At 59.0% G+C, this 9900-nt stretch carries 12 protein-coding genes and 4 tRNA genes; 8 read left to right on the plus strand and 8 right to left on the minus strand.

Features of this window, described 5'->3' with window-relative positions:
• The coding region (locus tag AC5E6N_RS13645) for a peptide chain release factor-like protein (protein WP_491748323.1) at positions 1–653 on the plus strand (653 nt) is incomplete at its 5' end.
• A 15-nt stretch (positions 654–668) separates the two neighbouring features.
• On the opposite strand, the gene AC5E6N_RS13650 is transcribed toward AC5E6N_RS13645, so the two are convergent.
• Entirely contained in the window at positions 669–1199 is a 531-nt protein-coding gene (locus AC5E6N_RS13650) for a hypothetical protein (RefSeq protein ID WP_491748324.1), read from the minus strand.
• Between the two features lie 39 nt (positions 1200–1238).
• Positions 1239–2012: an NAD kinase gene (locus tag AC5E6N_RS13655; protein ID WP_491748325.1), complete on the minus strand. Its 774-nt coding sequence runs from the start codon at positions 2010–2012 to the stop codon at positions 1239–1241.
• Positions 2013–2161: 149 nt separating this feature from the next.
• On the opposite strand from AC5E6N_RS13655, the gene AC5E6N_RS13660 reads away from it, so the two are divergent.
• A tRNA-Thr gene (locus AC5E6N_RS13660) sits at positions 2162–2237 on the plus strand.
• Between the two features lie 69 nt (positions 2238–2306).
• Here AC5E6N_RS13660 and AC5E6N_RS13665 read toward each other — a convergent pair.
• From AC5E6N_RS13665 to AC5E6N_RS13690, 6 genes are all read right to left on the minus strand, one after another.
• Positions 2307–2666, minus strand: a complete 360-nt coding sequence (locus AC5E6N_RS13665) for a type II toxin-antitoxin system death-on-curing family toxin (RefSeq protein WP_491748326.1) — start codon at positions 2664–2666, stop codon at positions 2307–2309.
• A 19-nt stretch (positions 2667–2685) separates the two neighbouring features.
• A complete protein-coding gene (locus AC5E6N_RS13670) occupies positions 2686–2871 on the minus strand; it encodes a hypothetical protein (protein ID WP_491748327.1) in 186 nt (61 codons plus the stop codon).
• Positions 2872–3172: 301 nt separating this feature from the next.
• Positions 3173–4477, minus strand: coding sequence for a TRAP transporter large permease (locus tag AC5E6N_RS13675; protein ID WP_491748328.1), 1305 nt, complete (start codon positions 4475–4477; stop codon positions 3173–3175).
• Positions 4467–4970 carry a TRAP transporter small permease gene (locus tag AC5E6N_RS13680; protein WP_491748329.1) on the minus strand — a complete coding sequence of 168 codons (504 nt, stop codon included), beginning with the start codon at positions 4968–4970 and terminating at the stop codon, positions 4467–4469. The genes AC5E6N_RS13675 and AC5E6N_RS13680 overlap by 11 nt, the downstream gene beginning before the upstream one ends.
• A 3-nt stretch (positions 4971–4973) precedes the next feature.
• Positions 4974–5993, minus strand: a complete 1020-nt coding sequence (locus AC5E6N_RS13685; RefSeq protein ID WP_491748330.1) for a TRAP transporter substrate-binding protein — start codon at positions 5991–5993, stop codon at positions 4974–4976.
• Positions 5994–6379: 386 nt separating this feature from the next.
• Complete coding sequence (locus AC5E6N_RS13690; protein ID WP_491748331.1) at positions 6380–7201, minus strand: TrmH family RNA methyltransferase; 822 nt, start codon at positions 7199–7201, stop codon at positions 6380–6382.
• Between the two features lie 208 nt (positions 7202–7409).
• Between AC5E6N_RS13690 and AC5E6N_RS13695 the strand changes: the two genes are divergently transcribed.
• The 6 genes from AC5E6N_RS13695 to AC5E6N_RS13720 form a co-directional block, all read left to right on the plus strand.
• Positions 7410–7494, plus strand: a tRNA-Tyr gene (locus AC5E6N_RS13695).
• A 15-nt stretch (positions 7495–7509) separates the two neighbouring features.
• Positions 7510–7583, plus strand: a tRNA-Gly gene (locus AC5E6N_RS13700).
• A gap of 178 nt (positions 7584–7761) precedes the next feature.
• Complete coding sequence (tuf, locus tag AC5E6N_RS13705; protein WP_491748332.1) at positions 7762–8937, plus strand: elongation factor Tu; 1176 nt, start codon at positions 7762–7764, stop codon at positions 8935–8937.
• Between the two features lie 271 nt (positions 8938–9208).
• Positions 9209–9284, plus strand: a tRNA-Trp gene (locus tag AC5E6N_RS13710).
• A gap of 180 nt (positions 9285–9464) precedes the next feature.
• A complete protein-coding gene (gene secE / locus AC5E6N_RS13715) occupies positions 9465–9665 on the plus strand; it encodes a preprotein translocase subunit SecE (protein WP_267990088.1) in 201 nt (66 codons plus the stop codon).
• Between the two features lie 18 nt (positions 9666–9683).
• A partial coding sequence (locus AC5E6N_RS13720) for a transcription termination/antitermination NusG family protein (protein ID WP_491748333.1) occupies positions 9684–9900 on the plus strand: 217 nt, incomplete at its 3' end.

Here is a 9900-nt window from a genome sequence, read left to right on the forward strand (position 1 = left end):
TGAAAGTCGAAGTCCTTGAAGTCCACGACGGCGAGGAAGCCGGCATTAAATCCGCGACCCTGCTGGTCAAGGGTCACAACGCCTATGGCCGCTTGAAAACCGAATCCGGTGTGCACAGGCTGGTTCGGATTTCGCCCTTCGACAGCCAGGCGCGCCGCCACACCTCGTTTTCGTCCGTGTGGGTCTTTCCGGTTATCGACGACACGATCGAAATCGAAATACCGGAATCGGAGGTGCGCATTGACACCTACCGCGCGTCAGGCGCCGGCGGCCAGCACGTCAACACGACGGATTCGGCCGTTCGCATCACCCACATACCGACCAACATCGTGGTTCAGTGCCAGAACGAACGCTCGCAGCACAAGAACCGCGCAACGGCCTGGGAGATGCTGCGCTCGAGGCTTTATGAGGAAGAACTCAAGAAGCGCGAAGCCGAGGCCAGCGAGCAGGAAGCATCGAAGACGGAGATCGGCTGGGGCCACCAGATCCGTTCCTATGTGCTGCAGCCGTACCAGCTCGTGAAGGATTTGCGCACGGGCACCGAAAGCACAAGCCCGCAGGACGTTCTGGACGGCGACCTCGATGTCTTTATGGAATCGGCATTGGCGCATCGTGTCCACGGCAGCGACGCGGTGGTCGAAGACATCGAATAGTGCGTCGTTACACGGTCAGTTCGTTGCCGGCGTAAAGGCCATATCCCCGAACTCATCCACGTAGAGTTCCCATGTATCGGGTTCAGTTGCGGCCGGATCCTGTTTCAGATAGATGAACGTGACGAAACCGGGCTGGCTTGCAATGCCGGTCGAGTTTTCCGGCCGCATGTCGGTGATATAGGCATTGAGCTCCGTAAGGGCCTCGATCTCTTCCGTATCGATCACCGTTGGCCCCTCAGGCGCCAGCCAGATGCGCTGCAGGAACAGCCGGGACGTATTGTCCTGCGAGCGGATGGCAATGCTTCTGAAATAGCCGCGTCGCGGTTCCTTTGCGGCTTTTTCTTCATCGTTGCCGGTTTCCGCCCTGGCCTCGGCGTCTTCCTGCCACAAGCCGCCGCTGACAACGGCGAGAACCCGAACCGGGGTTGTCGTCGCCATGGCATCCGGTGTTTCCGCTGCCGACGCGGGACCCGACATCGGCATTGCCGATGCGATCAGCAATAAGAAACTGCAGAAAAGGGCGGGCAGGGGGTTTCTGCTTTTCATAGTCCTGTTGCTCCCTGGGCATATACCTTGGGTCGCTGATCAGTAGAGAAACTGTTCGGCGAGAATGCGGTCGTCCCAGCTGTGATCCGGATCGGACAGGATGCGCGCCGTTACCTTGTCGGATTCCCGGATCATGACGGAGCCGACGGATTTGACTTCCGTATGGTCGGCAACGGCGTTGACCGGCCGCTTGTCGCCTTCGAGAACTTCGATCTCGACCGTGACCCGGTTGGGCAGCAGCGCGCCCCGCCAGCGACGAGGCCGGAAGGGTGAAACCGGTGTGAGCGCCAGCAATGGCGCCTCCAGCGGCAGGATTGGTCCGTGCGCCGAGAGATTATAGGCCGTCGATCCGGCCGGCGTTGCGACCATGAGTCCGTCGCAGATGAGTTCTTCAAGCCGCACCCTGCCATCGACAAGCACTTTGAGCTTTGCGGCCTGATAGGATTGGCGAAGCAGCGAGACCTCGTTGATCGCATAAGCCCTGACCGCATTGCCCTCCCAATCGGTCGCCACCATCTCCAGCGGGCGAATGTGGTGTTCGACGGCGACCTGGATCCGCTCGCGCAGGCCGTCTTCGCGATATTCGTTGAGCAGAAAGCCGACCGATCCCTGGTTCATCCCGTAGATCAGCTTTCCCGCATCCATCGTGTCGTGCAGGGTCTGCAGCATGAAACCGTCGCCGCCGAGCGCGACGATCACATCCGCCTCATTCGGGTCCGTCTGCCCGTAGAGCGACGCCAGGTGGCTGGCCGCCTCGCGGGCGCCGTCCGCATCGCTCGAAATGAAGGAAAGGGATGATAGGCTACGGGTCATATCCTGCTTTTTCAGACGGTTGCGACGACCATAACATGGCCAGAACCGCCGCGTTTCACAAGGTCTTGATGCCGTTGACGCGCATAAAGGCGCGTCTTTGCGTTTATTTTACTTTACTCATGCAGACTTTATGCTAATTGCACCGCATTGCCCTTGTAGCTCAGTTGGTAGAGCACCTGATTTGTAATCAGGGGGTCGGGAGTTCGAGTCTCTCCGGGGGCACCATTAAGTTTTTGAATTGTTTGTGGTTCGAGCAGACCATGCGTTACAACTGCTGCTCGGGGTTAAGCCAATTCACTGTTTCTTGGTTAGTCGAAGTTTGAACCACCTAACCAAATCGTCGAAATCGATGCACTCTGTGGCTACATCCACAACCAAATCGTCGACCGGTTCGTCATCTCGAATGTTGAGCTCGTATCCGCTGCGATCAATTAGGATTTCTACCAAGAGCCAAGCAGTCCGTTTGTTTCCATCGACAAACCCGTGATTTCGAACAACACCTTGAAGCAATGCCGCTGCCTTTTTTGAAATTGGGCGAAAATAACCGGAGTAAGGACGATTGACCGCTGATTCAATTAGAGCGAGGCTTATTACACCTCTCCGACCGGGTTGAATTTTCATGGCTGCATCATGTGCGATGAATGCATCGGCCACGGTTAGTTTATAGTGGCGGCTAGCGATCAGCTAAACGCTTCAACGCCGCATGGCGTTTTGAAGAAGCTTCCTTCACAACCGTGTGTGATTTTGCTCTTGCTTTGGACAGGCCCTTTTCAGTCTTGACAGTCATAATACGGCCAGATGCAGAGTCCCTGACAACCCATCCATCTTTCAACGACGTCTTTTTCGATTTAGCCGACATCTATATATCCAAACTTATATTCGTATGAGGGTTTTATAACTCACACTTCATTTTTGTGCCAATGCCTGTTGTTATCTTGATATCGCTATTATCAAACTAAAATGCGAGATATCGGAGGGAGTATACGTTTTCAATTCACGATCTGTTCCCGGCCCGATCGGGGTGTTCCGGCAAAAAAGAAACGGGGAGCATTGATTTTACTGAGTAATTTCGTTTGACATATGATTTGTAATCAGGGGGTCGGGAGTTCGAGTCTCTCCGGGGGCACCATTATCCCAGAATCCTGTTGGAAAAATGCTGGTCAGTCGAACATGGCGTTCGGCAGCAACAGGGCGATATCGGGCACGATGACCAGAATAACCAGGGCGATCGCCATGGCGAGCCAGAACGGCATGATGCCGGCGAAGATGGTCTCCATCTTCACGTCCGGAACGATGCTCTTGACCACGAAGACATTGACGCCGATCGGCGGCGAAATCAGGCCCATTTCCAGCACGATCACCATAATCACGCCAAGCCAGATGGGGTCGAAGCCGAGCGACACGATCAGCGGAAAGACGATCGGCAGGGTTATGACGAGCAGCGACAGGCCCTCGATGAACATGCCAAGCACCACATAGCCGAGCAGGATGATCGCCAGCGTTCCATAGGCGCCGAGCGCCAGCCCGGCCATGCCGGCGGCAATGGTATCGGGCAGATGCGAAAGGGCGACGAACGGCGCGAAGACGTTGGCGCCGATGAGAATGAAGAAGGCCATGCCCGTGGTGCGCAGCGTCTCGGCGCTGGCGTCCCACAGCGTGCGCAGGGTGCATTTGCCGCGCGCAATCAGCATCAGCAGGGCAAAACAGGCGCCGACCCCGGCCGCTTCGACCGGGGTGAAAAAGCCGGTATAGATGCCGCCGATCGTGATCAGGATGATGGTCACGATGCCGGTCGCCCGCAGCATGCCGGAGAATTTCTCACGCAGGTTGAACACAGGTCCTTTGGGCCCTTCTTCCGGCGCAATCAGAGTGATGAGGGCGATTGCCACCAGAAACAGCGTGGTCAGCAACAAACCGGGCAGGACGCCGGCCATGAACAAACGGCCGATGGATTCCTCGGTGAGGACCGCATAGATGACGAAGCCCGTGGACGGCGGGATCAGAATGCCCAGCGTGCCGCCGGCGGCGACGGAGCCGGTCGCCAGTCTTGCGCCGTAGCGGTAGCGGCGCATCTCCGGGTAGGCGACCTTGCCCATGGTGACGGCCGAGGCGATGGACGAGCCGGAAAGGGCGGCAAATCCGGCGCAGCCGAGAATGGTTGCGGCGGCCAGCCCGCCGCGCAGATGGCCGATCAGCCGATAGGCGGCATCGAAGAGGTCGCGGCTCAGCCCGGCGGCCGATGCAAGGTTGCCCATCAGGATGAACAGCGGAATGATCGACAGCTCATAGACGGTAACCGTCGCAAAGACCTGGCCGCTGAGCGTATAGGCCGCGGCCTGGAAACCGGACAGAAGGATGGTGCCGCCGAAGCCGACAGCCAGCAGCGCGATGGCCACCGGGGTTCCCAGCGCCATCAGCGCGAACAGCACGCCGAAGCCGGCAAGGCCCAAAAGCTCAGTGCTCATGACGCCCGCTTTCGGTGAGCAGCAACAGCGCCGAAAGAGCACCGCCGGCGGCGATGGCGTAATAGGACGTGTCGAGCGGCAATTGAAGCAGCAGCGTGGTCTCGGCAAACCGGGCGGCCTCCCGGGCATTGAGGAAGGCCCGCCAGGCGAGATAGCCCATCATCAGCGAGCCGGCGACGGACACCGTCAGGTCGATCGGGCGGCGCAGCCGGTCCGGGAACAAAGCCACCAGCGTGGTGATGGCGATCACCCGGCCGGCAAGCACGCACAGCGGCAGGCTGATCGACACCGCGACGGACAGGATGATCTGAGTGTAATCATTGGCGCCGAATATCGGCGCGTCGAACAGCGAGCGCAGCAGCGCATCGCCGACCGACAGGAACATCATGGCGAACACCGTGACCGCGCCGCAGGCAATCAGCGGCGCTTCCAATCGCCGCCGCCAGCCGTCCGGATAATCCGGCCGGCCGTCGTTCTCCTGGTCTTCGGACACCTCCTATTGTCCGGAGAACCCGGCGATGATCTCACGGGCGTTGGCGCCCGTTTCCTTCGAGGTCTTTTCAATCAACGCCTCAAGCGCGCCGGCCATGGCGGCCCGAAATTCGGCATCCGCCGCTGCGTCGATCTCGATGATCTCGACGTCGCTGTCGCGGGCGAGCTGGATGCCGGCCTGACCGGCTTCGTAGAAGGCTTTGGCGCCGCGCAGGCTTAAGTTGCGCCCGGTGAGTTCATCGAGCTTGGCCTTGTGCTCGTCGCTCAGCGCGTCCCAGCTCTGCTTGTTCATCAGCAGGTAGAAGCTGTCGACGGCGGAGGGAATGTTGATCGTGGCATATCTGCCGGTCTCGTTGAGCTTGTAGGAACGGATGCCCGAGGGCCCGATCATGACGGCGTCGATGACGCCCGTGTTCATGGCGTTGTAGATGTCCGGCGTCGGCATGGAGACCGGAATGCCGCCCCAGGCCTTGACCACCTCCGCCATCACCGGATTGGGCGTACGGATCTTCAGCCCCTTGATATCGGCCAGCGAGCGGACCGGTTTGGCGCCGGTGATCAGCACGGACGGGTTGTTGGCCCACAGGCCGAGCAGCTTGGTCTCGGCATATTCGTCCTCGATGGCCGCGAGATTATCCCACAACGCGTTGGTCGCCTCCTCGCCGCTCTTGAACAGGCCGGGCATGTGCACCATCACGGTCTTGTCGAACCGGGTCGGCGTGTAGGCGGGAATGCCGAAGACGATATCCGCGACGCCGGTGACGACGCGCTTGTATTGCTGCACCGGACCTTTGCCGAGTTCGCCTGCGGGATAGATGCGGATCGTCAATTCGCCGCCCGTCGCCTCGGACAGTTCCTCCGAAAGCGGCGTCATCACGCCACGGTCCATCGGATGCATCGGCGGCATGAAATGCGCCGCCTTGAGCTCTTCGGAGTAAGCCGTGCCGGCGACGGACAGGACCGCGGTTCCGGCGATGGCTGTCATCGCAATCATGGCGTATGTCACGCCGCCAGAGTATTTCATGATGTCACCTCCCGGAACAAATCATTTGTCATCAATGAAAATAGTTATCTTTGTTAACGAAATAATCGGCGCTGACGGTGACCCTGTCAACGGGGTGCGTCGCGACGTTACCCCCGCAAGCCGGAAAAACAGGTTTTCGCACTCGATTGAGACAACCCGCCACGTAGAAATACGAATTGGCAGAGGCGGGCTCGTGCGATTATGACCTCCATGGGAGGATGGTGCCGAAGAACAATTACGGCAAGGTGCTGAAGACCGAATTGCGCCGCCGTCTGGGTGAAGAGGACTGAACCGCATGCCGCAGGGCATTCTTGAGGGAGAAACAGCCCTTGCCGTGATCGGCGTGACAGGACCGGAACGGCGATTCGGCCGGATGGTCGAACCGGCTATGTGCGGTCCAGATAACGGTGTGCCGCGTAAAGCGAAACAGCCGCGGCGTTCGAGACGTTGAGCGACTTGATGGCGCCGGGAACGTCGAGCCGGGCCAGCCGTTTGACGGTCTGACGCGTCTTTTGCCTCAAACCCTTGCCTTCGGCGCCGAGAACAAGGGCGATCCGGTCGCCGCTGAAGGTCGCTTCAAGCTGCTCCTCGCCTTCCGAGTCGAGCCCGATCGTCAGGAAACCGCTCCGGTTCAGCTCATCGATGGCCTCGGCGAGATTGACCACCTGTATATGTGAGATCAGCTCCAGCGCGCCGGATGCGGATTTCGCCAGGACGCCGGTTTCCTGTGGACTGTGCCGCATTGTGGTGATCAGCGCGCCCGCACCCATTGCCACCGCCGAGCGCATGATCGCGCCGACATTGCGCGGGTCGGTGACCTGATCGAGAACCAGCAGCAGGGGACTATCCGTCAGATCCGAGATGCGCCGTGCCTTCAGCGGTTTTGCCTCGATGACCACACCCTGATGGATGGCATCGCCGGAGAGCAGTTTGTCGAGGGCCGCGGGGGCAACGGTTTCGACGGGGAAGGGCAGTGTGTCCGCCTCACCGATATCGAGCCGCGCGAGGGCGTTGCGCGTCACGGACATGCGTTTGATCGACCGCTTCGGGTTGTTGACCGCGGCACGAACCGTGTGCAGACCGTAGAGCAGCACGGTCGCGGGCGCCGCGCTCCCGGTCTGCGCCGCCTTCGCATCGCGGTAGGCCCGGCGCCGTTTGGCAAAGTGGCTGTCGCGCGCGCTTTTCCTGTCGGTGTCGCCTTTGTTCATCGTCGCACTTATAGAACCGGCCGTGGTTCTTGCAAGGTGCAATGTGGCCTCACGAGCGGGCGGATTTCACGGCATCGGACAAAGCGGAAAAATTCCGCAGGTGCGTGTTGACAGAAACTGGCCGTACGGTCATAACCCCGGCGCAGATTCACCGGCGTTTGCAAGGTGGATCGGTCAATTGCTTGTCACTTGACCCCGTCAGTGGAATGGAGGGGTGCCTGAGCGGTTAAAAGGGGCGGACTGTAAATCCGTTGGCTATGCCTACGCTGGTTCGAATCCAGCCCCCTCCACCATCTCCACTGACCCATGCGGGTATAGCTCAATGGTAGAGCAGCAGCCTTCCAAGCTGAATATGCGGGTTCGATTCCCGCTACCCGCTCCAACTGCCCGTCAAAGTTCCAATGCAGGATAACGCGCCGCACCCGGCCCGTCGGCAATTTGGTCTTGCTTCCAGACGCTTAAAGTCCTATGTCGCCATCGATCATCTGGGTTGCTTCGCCGGGAGCGCCCGATCTTGAGCGCCTAAATGCAATCTTTGAGTATGACAGGACTGGAATATCATGGCGAAAGGCAAGTTTGAGAGAAATAAGCCGCATGTTAACATTGGCACGATTGGTCATGTTGACCATGGCAAGACGTCTTTGACGGCGGCGATTACGAAGTTCTTTGGCGACTTCAAGGCTTATGATGAGATTGACGGCGCGCCTGAAGAGCGCGCCCGCGGCATCACGATTTCGACGGCGCACGTCGAGTATGAGACGGATGCGCGCCACTACGCCCATGTCGACTGCCCCGGCCATGCCGACTATGTGAAGAACATGATCACCGGTGCGGCCCAGATGGACGGCGCCATTCTTGTCGTGTCGGCCGCCGACGGCCCGATGCCGCAGACACGTGAGCACATTCTTCTTGCCCGTCAGGTGGGTGTTCCGGCGATTGTCGTGTTCCTGAACAAGGTCGACCAGGTTGACGACGAGGAACTGCTTGAGCTTGTCGAGATGGAAGTGCGTGAGCTTCTGGACACCTATGAGTTCCCCGGCGACGATATTCCGATCGTCAAGGGCTCTGCGCTTGCTGCTCTTGAGGACAGCAACAAGGAGATCGGCGAGGATGCCGTTCGTGAACTGATGGCGCAGGTTGACGAATATATTCCGACGCCGGAGCGTCCGATTGACCAGCCCTTCCTGATGCCGATCGAGGATGTGTTCTCGATTTCGGGTCGTGGTACGGTTGTGACGGGCCGTGTCGAGCGCGGTATTATCAATGTCGGCGACGAGATTGAGATTGTCGGCATCCGCGACACGACGAAGACGACGTGCACGGGTGTTGAGATGTTCCGCAAGCTTCTTGACCAGGGTCAGGCCGGCGACAATATCGGCGCGCTGCTTCGCGGTGTTGATCGCGATGGAGTGGAGCGCGGTCAGGTTCTTTGCAAGCCCGGCTCAGTGACGCCGCACACGAAGTTCAAGGCCGAGGCTTATATTCTGACGAAGGAAGAGGGTGGGCGTCATACGCCTTTCTTCACCAACTACCGTCCTCAGTTTTACTTCCGCACGACGGATGTGACGGGTGTTGTGACGCTTCCCGAGGGCACCGAGATGGTGATGCCGGGCGACAATGTGACGGTTGACGTTGAACTGATCGTTCCGATTGCGATGGAAGAGAAGCTCCGCTTTGCCATCCGCGAGGGCGGCCGTACCGTCGGCGCCGGCATCGTCGCAAGCATCACGGAGTGATGCGGCGCGGGCCGAAAGCTGCCGACGCACTTAAGATGGGCAAAAGGCGCGCAAGCGCGTTTTGCCGCGGCGCCGGCATCGTCGCAAGCATCACGGAGTGATGCGGCGCGGGCCGAAAGCTGCCTCTGAATTGAGACGTGAAACATGCAACCAGATGCGCCGGGAAACCGGCGCATTTTGATTCGGTCAGGCTGGACCAAATTTGTGAAGCGGCGCATCACTTGATGCTTGAACCGCAAGGCAAATGAAGTTAAACCGCCTCACGGCCGATAGGGGTATAGCTCAGTTGGTAGAGCGACGGTCTCCAAAACCGTAGGTCGGGAGTTCGAGCCTCTCTGCCCCTGCCATTGATTTTTTTTGGATTGTGTGGATTTGACGGCATCATTTCGCAGATCATCAATTATTGAAACATTTCCTCACAAAACTCTTGTGGTTTTTGAAATCGATGATTATTAAGGAAAAAAACAGACACGCGGCGCGTGGGGCTGGGCGGTCCTTTTTACGCGCCGTAAACGCGTGAGCGGCTCATGGCATCAAAAACGAATCCATTTGCGTTTCTGCAGCAAGTACGCGCCGAAACGTCGAAAGTAACTTGGCCCTCTCGGCGGGAGACGATGATCTCGACGCTGATGGTCCTTGTCATGGTGATCCTGGCGGCAGCGTTTTTCTTTGCGGCCGATCAACTTCTGGGCTGGCTCGTCGGGCTTGTCCTGAACGTTGGCGGTTAGTGCGGGCAGGAGACAGTAATGGCAGCGCGTTGGTACATCGTCCACGCATATTCGAATTTTGAGAAGAAGGTGGCCGAGTCCATCGAGGAGCAGGCGCGCGCCAAGGGTCTGGAGCATCTGTTCGAGAAAATCCTCGTGCCGACGGAAAAGGTCGTCGAGGTCCGGCGCGGCCGCAAGGTCGATTCGGAGCGCAAGTTTTTTCCGGGCTACGTGATGGTGCGGGCCGATCTGACCG

This window comes from Hoeflea sp., assembly GCF_984452065.1.

Bases quoted from the DNA above. Each gene is read 5' to 3' on its own strand.
- AC5E6N_RS13685 (WP_491748330.1), bottom strand. From the start codon at position 5,993: ATGAAATACTCTGGCGGCGTGACATACGCCATGATTGCGATGACAGCC.
- tuf (WP_491748332.1), top strand. From the start codon at position 7,762: ATGGCGAAAGGCAAGTTTGAGAGAAATAAGCCGCATGTTAACATTGGC.
- AC5E6N_RS13670 (WP_491748327.1), bottom strand. From the start codon at position 2,871: ATGTCGGCTAAATCGAAAAAGACGTCGTTGAAAGATGGATGGGTTGTC.
- secE (WP_267990088.1), top strand. From the start codon at position 9,465: ATGGCATCAAAAACGAATCCATTTGCGTTTCTGCAGCAAGTACGCGCC.
- AC5E6N_RS13650 (WP_491748324.1), bottom strand. From the start codon at position 1,199: ATGAAAAGCAGAAACCCCCTGCCCGCCCTTTTCTGCAGTTTCTTATTG.
- AC5E6N_RS13655 (WP_491748325.1), bottom strand. From the start codon at position 2,012: ATGACCCGTAGCCTATCATCCCTTTCCTTCATTTCGAGCGATGCGGAC.
- AC5E6N_RS13675 (WP_491748328.1), bottom strand. From the start codon at position 4,477: ATGAGCACTGAGCTTTTGGGCCTTGCCGGCTTCGGCGTGCTGTTCGCG.
- AC5E6N_RS13690 (WP_491748331.1), bottom strand. From the start codon at position 7,201: ATGAACAAAGGCGACACCGACAGGAAAAGCGCGCGCGACAGCCACTTT.